General features: G+C 54.0%; 16 protein-coding genes. 12 read left to right on the top strand and 4 right to left on the bottom strand.

All coding sequences use genetic code 11. The features are described from left to right. Positions 1-503: 503 nt before the first annotated feature. Positions 504-3017, bottom strand: a complete 2514-nt coding sequence (locus tag DACE_RS14440; protein ID WP_006002434.1) for a TIGR03960 family B12-binding radical SAM protein — start codon at positions 3015-3017, stop codon at positions 504-506. 148 nt (positions 3018-3165) lie between these two features. On the opposite strand from DACE_RS14440, the gene DACE_RS14435 reads away from it, so the two are divergent. Further along, entirely contained in the window at positions 3166-3897 is a 732-nt protein-coding gene (locus tag DACE_RS14435) for a phosphatase (RefSeq protein ID WP_006002432.1), read from the top strand. Continuing rightward, the gene (locus DACE_RS14430) at positions 3894-4550 is read left to right on the top strand and encodes an L-fuculose-phosphate aldolase (RefSeq protein WP_006002431.1); all 657 of its coding nucleotides are present in this window, start codon (positions 3894-3896) and stop codon (positions 4548-4550) included. The genes DACE_RS14435 and DACE_RS14430 overlap by 4 nt, the downstream gene beginning before the upstream one ends. Positions 4551-4644: 94 nt before the next feature. Here the strand turns inward: DACE_RS14430 and DACE_RS17985 are convergent, their stop codons facing one another. Next, the gene (locus DACE_RS17985) at positions 4645-4899 is read right to left on the bottom strand and encodes a hypothetical protein (protein WP_006002429.1); all 255 of its coding nucleotides are present in this window, start codon (positions 4897-4899) and stop codon (positions 4645-4647) included. 102 nt (positions 4900-5001) lie between these two features. Further along, complete coding sequence (locus DACE_RS14420) at positions 5002-5322, bottom strand: hypothetical protein (RefSeq protein WP_006002427.1); 321 nt, start codon at positions 5320-5322, stop codon at positions 5002-5004. A gap of 366 nt (positions 5323-5688) precedes the next feature. Here DACE_RS14420 and murI point away from each other — a divergent pair, with 366 nt between their 5' ends. From murI to DACE_RS14370, 10 genes are all read left to right on the top strand, one after another. Then, positions 5689-6525 carry a glutamate racemase gene (murI, locus tag DACE_RS14415; protein ID WP_040367601.1) on the top strand — a complete coding sequence of 279 codons (837 nt, stop codon included), beginning with the start codon at positions 5689-5691 and terminating at the stop codon, positions 6523-6525. A 5-nt stretch (positions 6526-6530) separates the two neighbouring features. Next, positions 6531-7139 carry a GerMN domain-containing protein gene (locus DACE_RS14410; RefSeq protein WP_006002423.1) on the top strand — a complete coding sequence of 203 codons (609 nt, stop codon included), beginning with the start codon at positions 6531-6533 and terminating at the stop codon, positions 7137-7139. Positions 7140-7148: 9 nt separating this feature from the next. After that, positions 7149-9560, top strand: a complete 2412-nt coding sequence (locus DACE_RS14405; RefSeq protein WP_006002422.1) for a homocysteine S-methyltransferase family protein — start codon at positions 7149-7151, stop codon at positions 9558-9560. A gap of 14 nt (positions 9561-9574) precedes the next feature. Then, complete coding sequence (locus DACE_RS14400; protein WP_006002420.1) at positions 9575-9988, top strand: hypothetical protein; 414 nt, start codon at positions 9575-9577, stop codon at positions 9986-9988. A gap of 27 nt (positions 9989-10015) precedes the next feature. Next, positions 10016-11524, top strand: coding sequence for a sensor histidine kinase (locus DACE_RS14395; protein ID WP_006002417.1), 1509 nt, complete (start codon positions 10016-10018; stop codon positions 11522-11524). Further along, complete coding sequence (locus DACE_RS14390; protein ID WP_006002414.1) at positions 11517-12881, top strand: sigma-54-dependent transcriptional regulator; 1365 nt, start codon at positions 11517-11519, stop codon at positions 12879-12881. Before DACE_RS14395 ends, DACE_RS14390 begins: the two co-directional genes overlap by 8 nt. 66 nt (positions 12882-12947) lie before the next feature. Next, positions 12948-15623: a DNA polymerase I gene (gene polA / locus DACE_RS14385; protein ID WP_006002412.1), complete on the top strand. Its 2676-nt coding sequence runs from the start codon at positions 12948-12950 to the stop codon at positions 15621-15623. 148 nt (positions 15624-15771) lie between these two features. Beyond that, on the top strand, positions 15772-16638 hold the full coding sequence (locus tag DACE_RS14380; protein WP_006002411.1) for an NAD(P)-dependent oxidoreductase: 867 nt from the start codon (positions 15772-15774) through the stop codon (positions 16636-16638). A 90-nt stretch (positions 16639-16728) separates the two neighbouring features. Beyond that, positions 16729-17541 (top strand): DUF4405 domain-containing protein, encoded by an 813-nt coding sequence (locus tag DACE_RS14375; RefSeq protein WP_006002409.1) that lies wholly within the window; start codon positions 16729-16731, stop codon positions 17539-17541. Between the two features lie 280 nt (positions 17542-17821). Next, the gene (locus tag DACE_RS14370; RefSeq protein ID WP_040367597.1) at positions 17822-18184 is read left to right on the top strand and encodes a hypothetical protein; all 363 of its coding nucleotides are present in this window, start codon (positions 17822-17824) and stop codon (positions 18182-18184) included. 367 nt (positions 18185-18551) lie between these two features. On the opposite strand, the gene DACE_RS14365 is transcribed toward DACE_RS14370, so the two are convergent. Then, positions 18552-20393 carry a TonB-dependent receptor plug domain-containing protein gene (locus tag DACE_RS14365; RefSeq protein WP_006002407.1) on the bottom strand — a complete coding sequence of 614 codons (1842 nt, stop codon included), beginning with the start codon at positions 20391-20393 and terminating at the stop codon, positions 18552-18554. Between the last annotated feature and the right edge of the window lie 66 nt (positions 20394-20459).

Raw genomic sequence — 20459 nt, 5'->3', positions numbered from 1 at the left:
TAATTTTTTAAGGACCGAGTAATGGAAAGCGGATGTTGCATTGATTTGTGCCATCCGTTCACTACGCTTGGTACCCACGTGACGTGGGCTTCCGCGCCCACACTTCGGGTTGTTTTTGCGTCGTCAAAAGAGACGCAAAAACGACCCCCCGACAAAGGGTTGGTATCAACCGGGCCTCACGGTGCTGTTGCGAATCTTTTGCGCGTCAGCGGTGTTATCGGTCGTCGCCATAGAATCACTATAGCTCCTCTCTCTGCTTTGCTGACCCGAAAAATATCTCGCAACATCCCTCGTTCTGCTGATTGACAACAACCCTAGTGCCCTGCGGGTTCCTTCACTTCGTTCACTTACCCCGCGATGTCGGCAAAACTCGCCCAGTCGGCATCAGTCCTCAAACATGTTGCCGACGACCATCGCGGTGACGTTCACTCTGTTCGGCGCTGCTGAACGGGGGAACAGTCGTGTTGCGCAGACCGTGAGTCATTGAAAATCTTTCAATTTGTTCAATCCTCAAACGACTCGGGAACCACCAGGGTTACTGCTGTTTTGCAGATGCGCAGGCTGCGCACTTCGTGGTCGCTGAGGCCGAGCAGGTGGGCGGCAATGGCGACCGGACTGCCTTTGCGCAGGGTCATGATCAGGGCATTCTGTTCCAGACGCAGGGCCTCAACATCGCCACGGATGTCCATTCCGACCACTTTGTTTCCCTTGTTACGTTGTACGATAACATGGTCGGCGTCCAGAAATGGATCAATTTGTTCATGTACCCGTTGGCGGACGGTTTCATCCAGGGGGACGCGGTAGTCGCTGGCGACGATACAGCTGCCTGGTGATGGCATGCGCCAATGAACCGTTTCAACCGATGTTACGGCAAAACCGCTCGGCAGTTCCGCAGCCAGTTGTTGGCCGAATTGCTTGGTGTCGATTGGCTGGAACAGCTCAATATCGACCACTTCGCTGATGCTTTCCACGCCAGTGGGCAACGCATCGGGGAACGACAGCCGTGGATGGGGGTGAAATCCCTGAGAAAAACGGACCGGCGCATTAATGCGACGCAAGGCGCGCTGGATGACAGTCATGAATTCCAGGTGGCTGACAAAACGGGCCTGATCGGTCTTGTGCAGACACAGGCGGACTTTGTAGCGTTCGTCACCTTGGGTTGGTTTGGTCGGCGGTGTCGGGAACTGCGGTTGAGCTTTGGCATAGCGCATGCGTAACTGATCAAAATCGCACACGCCGCAGCCGCTGCATGGCCCGGTACGGCAGTCGGGCGTGTAGTGTTCGGCCAAGGCATTGCGCCGTTCGGCGAGGAAGAACGTTTTTTCAATGCCGCAATCGATATGATCCCAGGGGAGGATCTCCGCTTCATTACGGGCACGCAGATAAAAATCGCTGTCGATACCGCAGTCGGCAAAGGCCTGCTGCCAGCGGCTGAATTCGAAGTGGTCGCGCCAACCGTCAAAACAGCTCCCCAGTTCGACCGCTTTTTCCAGCACTGCTCCGAGACGCCGGTCACCGCGGGCAAACACACCTTCGAGGTAAGACAGTTCGGCTTCGTGCCATTTCAGGCGTAGTTTTTTGCGCTGCAATGCATCGCGTAAGTAGTGCTGGCGTTCCACGGTTTCGGCAATGCTCAGTTGCGCTTCCCACTGGAACGGCGTGTGCGCTTTGGGTACGAAGGTTGAGACCGCGACGTTGACGTCACCGCCACCTTCGGTGCCTTTGGCGCAACGCTTGACCTGGCGAGCCAGTTCGACGATGGCGTCAAGGTCGTCACGGGTTTCCGTGGGCAGTCCCATCATAAAGTAGAGTTTGATCAGCCGCCAACCCAGGGTGTAGATGGTGCGGGCCGTGTCCAGCAGATCGTCGGCTTTGATCCCTTTGTTGATCACATCGCGCAACCGGTCGGTTCCAGCCTCCGGTGCCAGAGTGAAGCCGGTCTTGCGTACCTTGCGTACCTCTTCGATCAGCTCATCGGTCAGGGAGCCGACCCGCAGACTCGGCAGCGACACGGCCACGCGTTCCTCGGCGTAACGGGCCATGAGGTGTTTGAGTAGCGGTTCAATGGCGGTGTAGTCGCCACTGGACAGCGACAACAACGACACTTCGTCGTAACCACTGTGTTTCAGGGCGTTGTCGATGAGCTTGGCAATGGTCTCCGCTTTGCGTTCGCGTACCGGCCGATAGATGTACCCGGCCTGACAAAACCGGCAGCCGCGTGTGCAGCCGCGGGCGATCTCAACAGCAACGCGATCGTGAACGGTGTGCATGAACGGGATCACCGGTTTGTCAGGGTAGATGGCACTGTCGAGGTCGGTGATGAAGCGCCGGGTTACCTTTTTGATTTGCGCATCAAGAGCTTTACGTTCCTGAATGTGCCCTTCGTCATCGTAATGAAACTCAAACAAGTGGGGTAGGTAGATGCCGTCAATTTGTTTGAGACGATCATAGCATTGCTGACGGTTTTCCTCGGCGTGGCGGCTGTCGCGTACCGCCTGGCACAGTTCAATGATCGCCTCTTCGCCGTCACCGATCAGAGCCAGGTCGATAAAATCAGCCAGGGGTTCCGGGTTGTAGGCGCACGGGCCGCCGACCACGATCAGCGGGTGGCTGTCGTTCCGCTGGTCGCGGCGCAGGGGGATACCGGTCAATTTGAGCATGGTCAGCACATTGGTGTAGCACAACTCATATTGGAGACTGAAGCCGATCAGGTCAAATTCACCCAACGGTGTTTGCGATTCCAGCGACAGCAGGGGGATGCCCTGATCGCGCATTTCAGCGGCCATGTCCGGCCACGGGCAATAACTGCGTTCAGCGCCGATCCAGGATTGTGCGTTAAGTGCGCGGTAGAGAATGGCCGAGCCGAGATGGCTCATGCCGATTTCATAGGTATCGGGAAAGGCCAGAGCAAAACGTAGCTCAACCTGACTGGGGTCTTTATGGATACTTCCCGCCTCGCCGCCGATATAGCGGGCCGGGCGGTTGATGTGCAGCAGGGCATCGCAGGAATTCATCATTGTCTTTCAAAGGTGTCGTGTTAAATTAAGGGGCTGTTTGGGGCAATTATGCCATTTTCTGGCATGTTGCGCCAACAAACCACGCAATCTACAATGTCGCTTGCGGCACTGACAAGTTTTTTGTTTTTTAACTGTAAGGAGGGAACACATGTCGGAAATTTTGTCCCCCGAGGTGGATCTGCACGTCCACACCATCGCTTCGGGGCATGCGTTCAGCACCATTGAGGAAAACGCCCGGGCTGCTGCGGCACTCGGCCTTAAAGGGATTGGCATGACCGACCATGGCCCGTCCATGCCCGGTGCACCACACTTTTACCATTTTATGGTGCTCGGCTTTATCCCCGACACCCTGTGCGGGGTACGTATATTTCGTGGTATTGAGGCCAATCTGCTTGACGAGGGGCGGATTGATCTCGATGAAAGTTATCTGCAAAACCTCGATGTGATACTGGCCGGGTTTCACGCTGATTGCGGTTACACCGGAACAACGCGTGACGACCACACCCGGACCATGATGCTGGCCATGGAAAATCCTCTGGTGCACATCATTTCCCATCCCGGCAATCCGGAGTTCCCCATCGACTATGAGGCTGTTGTCCGCCAGTCCGTGGCCACCGGCACGGCGTTGGAAATCAACAGCTCGTCGTTCCGGCGTACGCGGCGCGGCAGCGCGCCCAACTGCCTGGAAATCGCCCGATTGTGCGCCGAACACGGGGCACCAATAGCCATCGGCAGTGATGCCCATATTGCCCAAGGGATTGGCGAATTCAGTGATTCTCTCGAGGCCGTGACGCAGGTCGGTATCGCGCCGGAACAGATTGTTAATCGCACGCTGGAGTCGACTCTGGCGTTTCTTGGCTTGGATAGGGATGACGCATGAAGCTCTCTTTTGAACGGCAGTTGATTGCCGATTACGGGCGTAAGTTGGTTCACGCCGGATTAACCACTGGCAGTGGCGGCAACCTCAGTCTCTTTAATGCCGATGAAAACCTGATCGCCATTGGTCCAAGCGGTATTGATTACGCGGATGTTTCTGCACAGGATGTGGTGCTGGTTGACCGTAGCGGCGTTGTGGTGGATGGCCGCTGGAAGCCATCGAGTGAGTTAAGCTTTCATCTGGCACTGTACGATCAACGTCCTGATGTCCGCGCCGTAGTCCATACCCATTCGGTTTATGCGACCACCATGGCTTGTTTGCATCGCGAAATTCCAGCGGTGCACTATCTGGTAGCCTTTGCAGGAAAGAAGGTTCCTGTGGCCCCTTATGCAACTTTCGGAACCGCTGAATTGGCGGAATCGGTGCGCACCCATATCAGTGACAACAACGCTTTGCTGCTGGCCAATCATGGATTGGTTGCCGTGGGGCGGGATCTTCCTCAAGCGTTCAACGTGGCGGAAGAGATTGAACTGGTGGCGCGTATCTATTATCAGGCCTGTTCCATTGGCGAACCGGTGTTGGTGGCGGATGAGGAGATGGACCGAGTGGTAGAGAAGTTTCGCACCTATGGGCAGCAGGATTGTTCCAAAGGGTAGGTTGGTTATTCAGGCAACACGGGTATGGATTGACCGTGTTTTTACAAAAACGCCCGGACTTTGTGTGCCGGGCGTTTTTGTTGTCCTCGTAAAATTAAGGCGTTGCCTTATGGCAGAACAGGCAACGGTTCGGATCGGGGTGATCCGGCGGGAATTCCATGCCTGGCTGGCCGTGACAGTCCTTGCAGAATTTTTCAGCGGCTTTTTTGCCGTCCTGCTTGACGATCTGGTGAAACTCCTTATGGGTGTCGTCCATGGGAAGATGGGGGGTGGTCTCGTCTGGGGCGGCCCAGAGTACGGCCACAACGATGAGCCCGAGAACGATCATGATAATATCGCGTTTACTCACTGAACATAGTCCTTCCAGATGGGGGTGATGCCTGGGGGCGGTTCTTTTGTGTCTGTTGAATTTTTAGTAGCGTAGATGTTGTCAGGGCGGGGTTTCGCGCAGCTACTCACTGCGTAGAAATACCATGTAGATCAGAAAGAAGACTATGATGGCGCCGCCGCCAATAAACATAAACAGACTGTCGGAGGATTTGTCAAGGTCTGTTCCCTGTTGGTGGACAACCGTGACCAGGCCAATCAGACCGGCCAGGCTCAGGGTGCAGGACAGCAGCAGGTACCATTTGAGAAGCAGGCTGACAACGATAAACAGGATCGCCCCGGCAATAAACCAGGGGTTGTGGATCAGGTCCAGTTCGGTGACGTAACTCACCACGTGCTTGGTCTCGAACATCGACAGCCCATCCATAAACTGATCCATTGTCATTTTTTGCAGCCCTTATAAAAGAAGCGGCGGTGGTTGTCGCCGACTGATTATTGCAGTATTCGCCGTTTTTAAGCTCATGAAACCACGTGGAGCATTAACAACCAAGCTCTTATCGAATAACCTGTTTGAAAGACTCTTCATAAAACAATTCATAAAAGATAGCATTTTTATGAGGAAATACAAGCGCGAAATGTGCTGAAAACCTTGACTACTCGTGGCTTTACACCTATCATCAGCAGCTCTGATAAGTTGATTGTTTTGTCGCGGCGGCAACACGTTGTCGCTGTTTTTATTCACTTCTATTTGAAATGCTTCAGGCGCGGTGTTTTCACGGTGTGTCCGGGGTGTTTCAGCGCAGGAACGTCGTTGTCTTTATCTGAAAACGCCATCGGTGTCTTTGATTCGGGTGTGGGCGGCCTGACCGTGTTGCACGAGTTGCGCAGGCTGTTGCCGGGAGAGAACCTGATCTATCTTGGTGACACCGCGCGGGTTCCCTATGGGAGCAAGAGCCCTGAAACCGTGTGCAGTTACTCGGAGCAAGCCGCCGAGTTTCTGCTTGCTAAGCAGGTTAAAATGATTGTGGTCGCCTGTAACACGGCGTCCTCATTTGCGTTGGAGCGTTTGCAACAGTGCTTGCCGGTGCCGGTGGTTGGGGTGATTTTGCCCGGTGCGCGGTGCGCGGTGCGTTTGAGTCGCCGTCATGTGGTTGGTGTTATCGGGACCCATGGCACGGTGAGCAGTGATGCTTACCCGCGAGCCTTGAAGGCTTTGCAACCCGATATGAAAGTCGTTTCGGAGCCCTGCCCGTTGTTTGTGCCGCTGGCGGAAGAGGGCTGGGCGGAGCACGCGGTGGCTCACCAGGTGGCCCGCGAATATCTGGCACCTCTTTTGGAACAGCAAATTGATACGCTGGTGTTGGGGTGTACCCATTATCCATTGCTTAAACCGACATTGCGACAGGTTTTACCCGATACGGTGCAGTTGGTTGATTCGGCACAGGAGACCGCATTGGAGGTCAAAGAACTGTTGTCGGAACACGGTTTGTTGAATCCCGGTGAACGAGGATCATGGACCTTTTTCGTGACCGATGTGCCGACACGCTTTGTTCAGGTTGGTCAGGGGTTTCTCGGTGAGCCTGTTGCGCCGGTAACACGGATCAGTTTGCCCGTGTGCCCGGACTGTGCCCAGGAGTTGTTATTGTGAAAAATATGTTACGCTGGTTTGGCTTGCTCGCCCTGGTGGCATTTATTGCCGGTGTCGGTGCGGTTTTTAATCCGTTTAATCGGGACAATGAGCCGGAAGCGGAATCGGTGGCGGTTGTGGTGGAAGAGGAACAGCCGGTACAACGCGATGTGGTGCTCTATTTCGGTGATCCCGCTTCGCCGTTTCTGGCTCAGGAAGAGCGACCGATCGCGGAATGTGATGACGACCTGACGTGCATTGAAGCCATTGTCCGTGAACTGGTTGCCGGTCCACAAACAGAGTTGGTGCCGGTTTTGCCGGCTCAGGCGCTGCTGTTGGGTGTGGAGATTGACGAAGACCGTGTGGTGCTGGATTTTAACCAAGCCTTGGTGACGAATCTCCCGGCGGGATGCAGTTCAGAACTGTTGAGCGTTCATGCCCTGGTCAATACTTTGGCAGCCAATATTCCGTATGTGCGTCGCCTGGTGCTTCATGTGGAAGGACGCGAGATCAAAACCCTGCGTGGCCATGTTGATTTAACTGAACCGGTTTCCGCTGATTTTTCATTGGTGCATCGTGAACGTGATGTGCCGGTGGTGGAGGATGTGGCTGTCCCGGTGAAAGAACAGGAATGAAATAAAAGAATGAACAGATTTCTTGAAGCGATACAACAGCGTGTACTGATCCTCGATGGCGCCATGGGAACCATGCTTCAGGCTCGTGGTCTCGCTGCTGGTGGTTGTCCGGAGTTGATGAACCTGGAGAAGCCGGAGGTGGTTGAGGGCGTGCATCGTGATTATGCGCAGGCCGGAGCGCAGATCATTGTCACCAATACCTTTGGCGGCACCCGCAGCAAATTGGAGCATTATGGTCTCGAGGACAAGGTGTATGAGATCAATGTCCAGGCTGCCCGTCTGGCACGCGCCGCTCTTGCTGACCCGGCCAATGATTTTGTTGCCGGCAGTATTGGTCCGACCGGCCGTTTTGTTGAACCGGTGGGCGATGCGACCTTTGACGAAATGGTCGAGATTTACGCCGAGCAGGTCAAGGCGCTGGTTGCGGGTGGGGTTGATCTGCTGACCTGTGAGACCTTCCTCGATATTCGTGAACTTAAGGCCGCTGTGATGGCGTGTCGCGAGTATGCTGATGTGCCGGTGATGGCCATGATGACCTTTGACGATGGCGGTCGCACGGTGTTGGGAACACCACCCGCCGCAGCGGCGGTAATGCTCGAGGGTCTCGGTGTCGACGTGGTGGGCACCAACTGTGGTCTTGGCATTGATGGCATGTACGAATTGCTGGGCCAGATGCGCGATGTATGTTCCTGTCCTCTCATTGCCCAGGCCAATGCCGGATTGCCGATTCTTAAAGATGGCGAGACCATCTTCCCGGCAACGCCCGTGGAGATGACCAGTCATCACGACCAGCTGATTGCGCTGGGGGTGCGGGTCCTTGGCGGTTGTTGCGGAACCACGCCGGAGCATATCCGGGTGATGCGTCAGGCCATGGATGAACGTGGTCAGCAGTGGACGGCTCCAGCACGCCGTGGCGTGTTGTCGAGTCGTACCCAGGTGGTTGCTGTCGGGCCTGAGCAGCCCTGTGCCATTATCGGTGAGCGGATTAATCCCACCGGAAAAAAAGGCTACAGTGCCGAGTTGCGCGAGGGCAAGACCGCCTATATCCGACGCGAAGCTCAACAACAGACCGGTGCCGGGGCAACCCTGCTTGATGTTAACTGCGGTGCGCCCGGTGCTGATGAGCCGCTGGCTCTGGAGCGGGCTGTGCATGCCATCACAGGGGTTGTCGGAACCCCGCTGGTTCTCGACTCGTCTGATCCCATTGCTCTGGAGCGCGGATTGAAGGCGGCTGACGGCAAGGTGTTGATCAATTCAGTTAATGGCGAGGAAAAAAGCCTTGCCACGGTTTTGCCGCTGGCGAAAAAATATGGTGCTGCCATTATCGGTCTGACTCTGGATGGCCAGGGGATCCCCCAGACAGCCGAAGGGCGGGTCGAGATTGCCGAACGTATCATTGAACGGGCACAGGCTGTGGGTATTCAGCGCTGTGATATCGTCATCGACTGTCTGGCGCTGACTGTTTCGGCGGAACAGGGGCAGGCGATTGAAACCCTCAAGGCGATCCGTACCTTGACTCAGGATCACGGCATGGCGACGGTGCTTGGGGTGAGTAATATCTCGTTTGGTTTGCCGCGGCGACCATTGATGTCATCGACCTTTTTCGCCATGGCATTGCAGGCTGGACTGAGCGCGGCGATTATCAACCCCAAAGATCAGGCCATGATGGATGCGTTTCGTTCTGCCATGGTGTTGCTGGGTAAGGATCTGCGTGCCGAGCGCTACATTGATGCCTATGCCGAGGTTCAGGAGACTGCTCCTGCCGTGGCAGCGGTGGCCGGTGCAGAGCCGTCTATCCGCGAGCGTTTGGCCCAGGCAATCATTGACGGCGATCAGGATGGGGTGGTGGCCCTGGTTGAGCTGGCTCTGAAGGACGGGCTGGATGTGCTGCAGATCAGTAATGAAGGATTGCTTGCCGGCCTCGAAGAGGTCGGGCGTCGTTTTGGCGCAAACCGCATCTTTTTGCCGCAGGTGCTGCTCAGTGCCGAAACCATGAAAACCGCCTTTGCCCGTCTCAGGCAGGAGATGAAGGGCGAGCAGGTTGCTTCGCTGGGCAAGATCATGATGGCGACGGTGGAGGGTGATATTCATGACATCGGCAAGAATATTGTCTGCACCTTATTGGAAAATCATGGCTACGAGGTGATCGATCTGGGTAAGAATGTTTCGGCGGCCCATATTGTTGAACAGGCCCAGGCCGCTCATGTCGATGCCGTTGGCCTGTCCGCCCTGATGACCACGACGCTGCAGCAGATGCAAATTACCATTGATGCCCTGAAAGAGGCCGGTGTGAAGGTGTTCACAATGGTCGGGGGCGCCGTTGTCACCCAGGATTATGCCGATGAAATCGGTGCTGATCTCTATGCGGAAGATGCGTTGGAAGCGGTGGCTAAAATCAAGCAAATGCTCCACAACGCCTAAAAGGAGAACCGCTTATGGTGGGAGGGTTTAACCATAATTTCCGTTATCGTGGACACATGTTTCATGTCCAGACGGAGGACAGTGGCGTTAAAAAAGCCGAGATCACCTCGCTGTTGTACAGTGGTGGAACCATTCTTGCCCGCCATACCTCAACCTACGAAGATCTGCGTGACCTGACGGATGTGTCTGAGCTGGTGGAAGAACGGATGAAGGAGCAGCATAAACAAATGCTGCGCGACCTCAAAGATGGTGGGTTTGATGACCGTATTGCGGCAATGAACATCCCTCTTACAGACGATGCATCGCCGGTTGAGAAGCCGGTTGAGAAGCCGGTTGAGAAGCCGGTCGAGAAGCCGGTCGAGAAGCCGGTTGAGAAACCGAAGAGTTTGCGGGAGTTGGTAAAGCTTTACCTCAAAGCCGGTCGTTAATAATCGACAGCGGCAGTGGAGTCAACGTTGTTTAGTAGCAGTCTGATCAGACGGATCATTGTCATGAATGTGTTGTTGTTGACGCTGGGAATCGGCTTTTTTGCCGCGTTCCATCACAAGCGTGATCAGCAGAACATGATTGAGTTGACCACGCAAGGGGCCGAAATTCTTATGGCCACCATTGAAAATGCCATTTTTAACTCCAAATGTAAGGGGGATGCGGAGCGGCTGCAGAAAACACTGCAGTTTATTTCTCAAAGTCCCAACCTGCTCGGGGTGCGCATTTTTGATCCTGAAGAGGGACGAATCATCAATTCCTCCTTTGACTCTGAAATCGATCAGCCGGTATCGCCTCAAGACCTTGAGGTCTACACCAGTGGTCGCACCTCCGGATTGATCAAGGGCGACCAGGAGGAAGTTCTCAGCATCGTCAAGCCGATTAAGGCTCGTGAGCTATGCAAAGAGTGTCATGGCGCAAGTGCCGGTGTGCTCGGTGTACTGAACCTCGAATATTCCATGCATGAGACCAATGCGCGACTGGCCAGTTCGTCGCGCTGTTTCTCGATGTCCATGGTGTTTATCACGGTGCTGTTGTCCATTGGTGTTGCTGTGATTCTGATGCGTTTTGTACGTAAGCCCATCCAGGTGATCAGTGACCGTATGGCACGGGTCGAAGCGGGTGATCTCAAAGTGCGTATGGTGCCGAAACACCATGATGAGATTGCTTTTCTGATGCGCAGTTTCAACTCCATGGTCGAAAAGCTCGAAACCGCCAAACACGAACTCGAAGCGTATCATTTCAGCCAGATGGAACAGGCCGATCGTCTGGCATCGATTGGTGAGATGGCCACGGGCATGGCCCATGAGATCAAAAACCCTCTGGCCGGGATCAGTGGTGCGGTGACCGTCCTGGCCGATGATCTGGCCAAAGATGATCCGCGCCGTCAAGTGGTGCAGGATATTCTGGCCCAAATTGCCCGACTCAACAAAACGGCCACTGATTTGCTTAATTTTGGCCGCCCCGGTTCGCCACAATGTGATTTTGTCGATGTCAATGATGTGGTCAAACAGACGCTGTTTTTCGTTGCCCAGCATCCGGAAGCTAAAAATATTCATCAGATCACTGAATTGACGCGTGACCTGCCGCCGGTGTGGGCAGATCGTAAGCAAATTCAGCAGGTGTTACTCAATATCATCATCAATGCCCTGCAATCCATGCCAAACGGCGGCTCACTCACGGTACAGACGGAGTTGACCCGCGAACATGATGAGCGCCGTTACGTGCGGATTCAGATTGTTGATACCGGTAGCGGTATTCCGGTGGAAACTCTGGACAAAATTTTCACGCCGTTCTATACCACGAAAAACCGTGGCACCGGTTTGGGGCTGGCTATCTGCAAACAGCTTGTTAAACAGAATGACGGGCATATTTCCGTATTAAGTTCCCCGGATGAGGGGACCTCTTTTGCCATTTCACTGCCAGTAGCGGACCTGCCGCAGATTGAGCAGTCACAACACGAGGATGCGCATGAATAACTATCGGGTACTGGTTGTCGATGATGAACATCTGATCCGCTGGTCGCTGGAGCAGAGCCTCAAGAAACAGGGGTACCATGTCCAGACCGTCGGTTCCGGCGAAGAGGCCCTTGATTATGTGCGCAGTGACTCGCCGGACCTGGTGTTTCTCGATATTCAGCTACCGGGCATTGACGGGATTGAAACCCTGGAAAAGATCAAGGAGATTGACAGCGATATCAGCGTGATCATGATCACCGCGCTCGGTGTTCTTGAAACAGCGGTCAAGGCCATGCAGCTCGGTGCCTACGATTATATCAACAAACCGTTTAACCTCGACGAACTATCCGTGGTGTTGCGTAAAGCTCTGGAAACCCAGGCGCTGAAAAAAGAGGTGGAACATCTGCGTACCGAAAAGAAACGGACCCAGAGTTCTTCCCGCATCGTCGCTGAAAGCAGCCACATGAAAAATGTGCTGGACATGGTGTCGAAGATCGCCCAGAGCGATGCGGCCACGGTGCTGGTGCAGGGCGAGAGCGGCACCGGTAAAGAACTGGTGGCGCGTGCCCTGCATTACGATAGTCCGCGCAGTGAACAGCCGTTTATGGCGATTAACTGTGCCGCAGTGCCTGAAACCTTGCTTGAAAGCGAGTTGATGGGCCATGAAAAAGGCTCGTTTACTGATGCCAAAGCTCAGAAAAAGGGTCTGTTTGAGCTGGCCAACGGCGGCACGGTTTTTCTTGATGAGATCGGCGACATGCCGATGGGCACCCAGGCTAAATTGTTGCGTGTTCTTGAGGAGCGTTCTTTCCGGCGTATCGGCGGTACCAAGGATATCCATGTCGATGTGCGCATTGTTGCGGCGACCAACAAAGAGCTACTCAAGGCCATTGATGACGGCACCTTCCGTAAAGACCTCTACTATCGCATCCAGGTGATCCCAATTTACCTGCCGCCGCTACGTGAGCGGCCGGACGACATTCTGGCTTTGGCCCATCACTTTGTTCAGCATTTTAATGCTGAATTCGGCAAAAACGTTACGGGGTTTTCCACTTCTGCCGAGCGCTATTTGCTCGATTATGATTGGCCGGGCAATATTCGTGAGTTGCGCAATGTCATTGAACGGGCGATCATTCTTGAAAGTGGTGACACGTTGAAACTGGAACTGCTGCCGAGGGAGATGCTCAGCCAGACACCAGCGACAACTAACGGAAATTTCCAGTTGCCGCCTGAGGGGATCGATATTGAAGTGGTGGAAAAACAGTTGATTCAGCAAGCCCTGGCCTTGAGTAATGGCAATCAATCTCAGGCTGCACGCAAACTTCATCTGGGCATTGATGCGTTTCGTTACCGGATGAAAAAATTCGGTTTGTTGTAATCTTTTCTGACAGTATCTTTTTTGTAAGGCCCGCGCTGCGGGCCTTACTGTTCTTTTGAGGTTTTCATGTCTTCTGCTCCCCGCCTGTTTCTCATTGACGGTTCGTCCTATATCTATCGCGCTTATTATGCCATTCGCCATTTGTCGACCTCGCAGGGGATGGCGTGCAATGCGGTGTTTGGGTTTACCAAGATGCTGCTCAAGGTCGTTCGTGATCACAACCCGGATCAACTGGCGGTGATCTTTGATGCAAAGGGACCGACTTTTCGCAAAGAGATCTATTCCGAATACAAAGCCAACCGCAGTAAAATGCCCGAAGATCTGGTGCCGCAGATCCCCTTGATCAAAGATGTGGTGGCGGCGTTTAACATTCCGGCGTTGGAAATGAACGGTTTTGAGGCCGATGACATCATTGCCACATTGGCCCGGCAAAAGTCGGCTGCGGGCATGGATGTGACCGTGGTTACCGGTGATAAAGACCTGATGCAGGTTGTTTCCGACAAAGTGTGTCTGCTCGATACCATGAAAGATAAGCAGTCGGGGCTGGCCGAAGTTGCTGAACGGTTTGGCGGGACCCCGGACAAGGTGATTGAAGTGCAGGCGCTGGCCGGTGACAGTTCGGACAATGTACCGGGGGTGCCGGGAATCGGCGAAAAAACCGCCAAGGCGTTAATTGAAGAGTTCGGTGACGTTGAAAATCTGCTGGCCCATGTGGACCAGGTCAAAGGGAAAAAACGTCAGGAGAATTTACGCGAGTTTGCTGATCAGGCGCGCCTGTCGCGTCAATTGGTGACGCTGGTCGACGATATGGATCTGAGCGGTTTGCCCGCGGATTTTGCACGTTGTGAGCAGGATCGCGAGGCTCTGTCGGAGCTGTTTAAGACGTTGGAGTTTCAGCAACTCTATGACGAGTTTGCTGTTGCTGAGCCCCACGAGCAGGCCGAAGGCGATTATGTGTGTGTCACTGAAACGGCTGAGCTGGATGCCATGGTGGCGGCGTTGCGTCAGGCCGAGGTGATCAGCGTAGATACGGAAACCACCTCGCTCAACCCGTTGCTGGCTGAGGTGGTTGGTTTCTGTTTTGCCGTTGAGCCCGGTCATGGCTGGTATGTGCCGGTCGGGCACTGTGGTGGCGGTGCCGAAGAGCAACTGCCCCGTGATGAGGTGGTGGCACAGGTGCAACCGCTTCTTGAGGACGCAACCTTAGCCAAAGTGGGGCAGAACCTCAAATACGACGCGCTGGTGTTACGGCGTGCCGGGATCGCGTTGCGCGGTGTGGTGGCTGACACCATGTTGCAATCCTACCTGCTCTATCCGGCAGCCCGTTCCCATGGCCTCGATGCGCTGGCTGCCGATCATCTCGGGTACAAAATGATCAGCTACAGTGAGGTGGCCGGTACCGGTAAAAAACAGATCGGTTTCGATGAGGTGGCTCTGGATGTGGCCACCCGTTACGCGGCCGAGGATGCTGATATCACCCTGCAACTCTATCAGCGCTTCGATGCGGAACTTGACGGTACCCTGCGGGAACTGTTCGAAACCGTTGAGATGCCTTTGTTGCAGGTGCTGATCGATATGGAGTGGTGGGGCGTACGGGTCGATCGTGAGCGGCTGGATGCGTTGAGTGCCGGGTTCAGCACCTCAATTAAACAGCTTGAGCAGCAGATCTATGAGTTGGCCGGTGAAGAGTTCAATATCAACTCGCCCAAGCAACTCGGTGTGATATTGTTTGAAAAGCTCGACCTGCCGCACGGCAAGAAAACCAAGACCGGCTGGTCCACAGCTGTTGACGTGTTGAAAAATCTCGCCGACAAACATGATGTTGTCGCCCTGATCCTGCAATATCGCTCTCTAGCTAAGTTGAAAGGTACCTATACCGATGCACTGCCGCTGCTGATCCATCCCGATAGCGGGCGGATTCACACCTCGTTCAATCAGGCGGTTACCGCTACCGGTCGGCTGTCGTCAAGCGATCCCAATCTGCAGAATATTCCCATCCGAAGTGAAGAGGGGCGGGCGATTCGCGAAGCTTTTGTCCCGGATGCCGGTCAGGTGTTGCTGGCTGCTGACTATTCTCAGATCGAATTGCGCGTCATGGCGCATATGGCCGATGAACCGATTCTGCAGGAGAGTTTTCGCCAGGGGGAAGATATCCATCAGCGCACTGCAAGTGAGATTTTTAGCGTGTTTCCCGACATGGTCGACAGTGAAATGCGCCGTCGCGCAAAAACCATCAATTTCGGGGTTCTGTACGGTATGGGTGCGTTCAGCCTGGCCAAGGATCTGGGCATCTCCAATAAGGAAGCCAAGCAATACATTGATCATTATTTCGAACGTTACCCGGCTGTTCTGGAGTTTATTGAACAGCAGAAACAGTTCGGTCGCGAGCATCTCTATGTCGAGACCTTGCTTGGCCGCCGTTGTGCGGTGAGCGACATCAACAGCAAGAACGGCCAAGTGCGCAGCTATGCCGAGCGCAATGCCGTCAACTACCCGGTGCAGGGCTCGGCCGCTGACATCATCAAAGTGGCTATGGTGCGTATTCACCAGCGTCTTCAGGATCTGCAACTCAAAACCCGTATGGTGTTACAGGTCCATGATGAACTGGTGTTTGATGTTCCCAAAGACGAAGTGGATGATGTTGTCGCTCTGGTGGTTCAAGAGATGGAGCAGGCTGTAGAGCTGCGCGTGCCTTTGGAGGTGTCGTTGGGCCGGGGCGCGAATTGGCGTGAAGCGCATTAGGCACTGTCGTGGCTGGACGGGCGTTTCATTTTGGTATGATAAAAATGACCTGATATGTTTGTTTTAACAAGGGCTTGAATTTACGGCATATCAGTTATACTATCGCAGATATCTGATGGTAATGGCGATGCCATAGAGGAGGCAGAGTATGATTAAGGAAATCGGGTTTATCGGGTTGGGAACTGTGGGCAAGTCCATGGCTACCAATCTTCTTAAGGGGAATTATAATCTCACTGTTTTTGATCACCGCACAGAGGCCGTTGATGAATTGGTGGCCAAGGGCGCAAAAGCAGCATCAACAACACTGGATGCGGTCAAAGAGAAAGATCTGGTGATGACGGTTCTTCCTGACGAGGAGGAGCTCAAGCAAGCCCTCTCGTCGGCCGGCAGCTTTCTTGAAGGCATTGCTCCCGGAACAATTCTGTGTGATCTGGGGACCCATTCCCTTGAAGTCACCATGGAAGTGTCGAAAAAGGCTGCTCAAAACAAGATCATGTTCCTTGATGCTCCGGTTTGGGGAACCAAGGAGCATGCCGCTCACGGTTTGTTGACCATTCTGATCGGCGGCGACAATTCGGTGGTTAGCCGTTGTCGCGAAGTGCTTTCCCATGTCGGGCTGAATATTCTTCATGTCGGCGATGTCGGTGATGCCACCAAGATGAAATTTGTCGTCACCCTGATGCAGTCACAATTGATGGAAGCGTTGGCGGAAAGCCTGGTATTGGGTGACCGCCTTGGTTTCACCAACGATCAGATTCTCGAGGTGTTGGACGCCGGTGGCGTTGCTTCTCCGTTGCTGCACAAGAAAGGCCGCTCCGTGGCCCGTGGCGACTTCAGTCGCAATCTGGCGCTTAAATATGTTCATGCCGGTTTGTGCAAAGTCAAGGAAGCGGCGGATATTACCGGTGCCAGACTGCCGGGCATGGAAGCGGTTCTTGATCTGTACACCGAAGCCATGGAAGATGGTCGTGGTGAGGAAGATTTTTCAGCGATTATCAAGGTGTTGCAGAAGTAGCATTTTTGCTGACAACGTAATTAAAACAACGGGAGAGCTTTGGCTCTCCCGTTGTCGTTTGTGTCATGTTTCTTATGAAAGGGGTCTGGGGTGCGTAAAACCATTTCATTGATTGCTCTGTTCTGCTTTATTTTGCTGCTGGTGACCAGTGTTGTGTTGTACATCATGCCGCATGGCCGTGTCGCTTATTGGGCCAACTGGCACTTGTTCGGCCTGCCCAAAACCACCTGGGATGAATTGCATATTACGCTTGGGGCTTTGTTTGTCGTCGTCGGCGTCTGGCACACGGTTCTCAATTGGTCGGCGATTGTCAGTTATCTGAAGCGTAGCCGAGAGGGGATTCGCTCCAAAGCTGGTGTGATGGCGCTACTCATCACTCTTCTTGTTGTGGTGGGGACTTTTCTGCACCTGCCGCCGATGAGCTGGTTGCTCGATCTCAATACCTTTGTCAAAAATCAGGCGAGTGCTACTTATGGCGAGCCCCCCTATGGCCACGCTGAATTGTCCTCGTTGGCTATGCTGATTCGTAATACCGGTCTTGATGTTCAAACCGTCGAAAAGCGTCTGGCAAATAAGAACATTGTGCTTGAATCGTTGGAACAGCCGGTGTTGCAGATTGCTGAGAATAATGGTCTGACACCGCAGCAGTTGTTTATCCTGATGCAGCCGGAGCTGACTGCGGGCGAATTTTCCGCAATGCCGAAATTGCCGCCATCCGGGCTTGGTCGCAAGACTTTGCACACGATTTGTACTACTTACGGACTTGATTGTGTCGCGTTGGTTGAGGCACTTAAGGAACAGGGTTTTGAGGCCTCTGCAGAGATGACGGTCAAAGAGGTGGCAGCGGCTCAAGGAGAAAATCCGATTGCTGTCTATGAGCTGATTTATGCCTTTAGTCAGTAGTGTGTGATTTATCGTGACATTCCTTGTAATCGGCGCTGCTGAATCGAAGAGCTGGAATGTTAAATAACACGCGACATACAAGGATGGGCACTGCCCACCCGTTTAATCGGTGCCACTGAAAAAATAGAAAGAGGCGTAAAATTGTTATCACCGTTTTACGCCCAAGATGATGAGTTGCATGATTTGCCGAGCTAAAGGGCGGCAAGCCGAATCCGTGAAGCATACCGGAAACAGACACAGCGTCGGTTGATCCAGGTTCAGGAGGTGTTCAAGCTGGCTTTTGCATACTTTTGAGCGGCCAGTCAAAAGTATGTCGGCTGCCGGGACGAAACCCGGCGACCTTGACTTTGAGCTTCGGTGGTTCGTTATTCAGAAGCTGATCGTGCTGACGAACATCATCCGTTCGCAATTCTGGTACGCACGTGACGCGGGCTTCCGCGCCCGCCCGTCGGCTCCCTTTTGCGTCGACAAAAGGGAGGCAAAATCGACTCCCGTCATTGCACCCTTCGGGTTCCCTCTCTCCATTCTCTTACATCGCGATGTCGGCAAAACTCGCTATCGCTCAAACAGGTTGCCGACAACCATCGCGCTGACGTTCATTGCGTTCGGTGCTGCTGAACGGGAGGGCTTGGCTGCTAAATAACAATCTCAGGCAGGGTGGGCACTGCCCACCCGTTTGATCGGTGCCACGGAAAAAACTAGAGAGCGGCGTCAGTCTGGCATCACCGTTTTACGCCAGAGATAATGAGTTGCACGATTCGCCGACCTCAAGGGTGGCGAGCCTAATCTGTGACGCACACCGGAAACAGACTCATTATCGGTTGATCTAGGTTCAGGAGGTGTTCAAGCTGGCTTTTGCATACTTTTGAGCGGCCAGTCAAAAGTATGTCGGCTGTCGGGACGAGACCCGGCGGTCTTGACTTTGATCTTAGGCGCAGCGATGAATAATAAAAAAGGGGAAATGGCACATGATGCCATTCCCTCTTTTTCTTACTGTGGTATCCCTGAAATTATTCCAGAAACGAATGCTCCATACGCATCCCCACCATAATCCAGCGCCCCGGCATCGGTGCATCACCCGATTCAATGTAGTCTTCATCAAACAGGTTGCTGACCTCAACACTCAGTTCCATCTCATCCGTCAGCGGATAGCTGAGCCGGGTATCCATCACCCAGCTCGAATCGCCGAGCAGACGTTCCTGCCAGCGCGCCTTGATCACTTGTTCCACGGTGTTAAACCAGGTCAGGAAGAGGGTGCCATGTGCTTGATGACGCAGATTGTTGAGAGTGTAGCGGGACTCCAGCCCCTTGGAGTCCACATCGCGGTCCAGATAGCTGTAGCCGACCGCAACACGATTCAACCAGGTCAACGCCGCAATGGGGCGGCGTATGTCTGCGTTGAATTCAAAGCCGGTGGTGGTTGTGTCACTGAGGTTCTGAACGTACCATGTCAAAGTATTTGGTTGACGTGCCCAGTCGATCAGATTGTCGGCATCGCGGCGAAAGACACTGGCGCTCATGGTGAGCCGTTTCTGCTGCCAGCGCAGACCTGTTTCATAGCTCCAGGCCTCCTCGGCTTCCAGATCTGGATCACCGATGTTGGTTGGGGTGTTGTAATACATTTCGGTGTAGGTCGGGATGCGAAACGATCTGGCTGCCGAGCTGAACCACCGCAGCTGTGGTGTCAGGGTCACCAGGGCATCCATCCCCGGCCAGTATTCCCAACCCCAGTCGGAATAGTGCACAGCGCTGAGTCCGCCGCCAATGGTCACGCGATCGCCGAGGGGCAGCTTGTGGTTGACAAATAGGCTGCGATTGCTCCGATCCTGGTCACCCAGGCTGGAACTGTCGATCTTTTCACGCTCGTAACCGATGCCAAACGAGGTCTGGCCGAAACGGTTTTGGCTGTTGCCGGTGAGCTGAAAATTATGGGTCGTGGTATCGCTGTTGTTTTCGTACCAGGAGGTGCCGTACAGATAGCGATAGGTGTCTTCGTGGCGGTTGACCGACCATTGGGGGCGCCAGTCAATGTCCAACCAATCGCTCTCCAGGGCAATGTGGCCAACCATCGTGCGGGTGTGCTCCTTTTGGTCCGGGGCGTCAAAATAGTAACGACTGGCACCAAACTTTTTGTCCACATAGCCGGCGCCGAAATCCAGGCGACTCTCATTGAAGCGGGTTTCCCCCTGATAGTTGAGCGTGCGAACATTGAAGCCGGTCGGCTCATCGTTGTCAAAGCCGGAGGAATACTGTTGGCCGGCGGACAGACGATGGTTAACCGGGCCGGTGGCAAAACCGGCCTGCAGGCTTTCGGCCAGATAATCGTACTCGCCCGCTTTGACCTCGGCACTGAGGTGGCGCTCCCCAGGACTGCGGGTGATGATATTGATGATGCCGGCCATGGCATTGGCACCATAGAGTTTTGACCCCGGCCCCTTGATTACTTCAATCCGTTCGATGTCCTGCAAAGAGACCGGGATATCCATATTGTGGTGTCCGGTTTGCGGGTTGCTCAAGCGAATGCCGTTGAGCAGGATCAGGGTTTGCTCCGAACCTGCGCCGCGGATGTAGATGTCGGATTGAACACCGTGAATGCCACGCTGGCGCACATCAACCCCGCTGACATATTCGAGCAGGTCAGCCACACTGTCAGCAGCACTGTTGGCGATATCTGCCCGGTCGATGACCTCAACAGACTGAGCCACCTGGCTCAGAGTCTCTGGAGCACGGCTGGCTGTAACGACAATGGGGTCAAGAACCAGAGGTTGTTGCTGGTTCGTTGCCGCTTGAACAGGTAAAGCACAGAGAATACTTGACAAAATGAAAAAATAGCGCAGTTTTTGTAACAGCATGTTAACTCCCACAGAAATCCATAGTCAACTTTGAGATCAGAAAAGGTTTACGGATTAAATCAAACA

It is taken from the genome of Desulfuromonas acetoxidans DSM 684 (genome assembly GCF_000167355.1).
In the GTDB taxonomy this organism is placed as follows: Bacteria; Desulfobacterota; Desulfuromonadia; order Desulfuromonadales; family Desulfuromonadaceae; genus Desulfuromonas; species Desulfuromonas acetoxidans.
The sequence above is the reverse complement of the archived record's forward strand: the minus strand, read 5'-3'. Positions and strand labels throughout refer to the sequence as shown.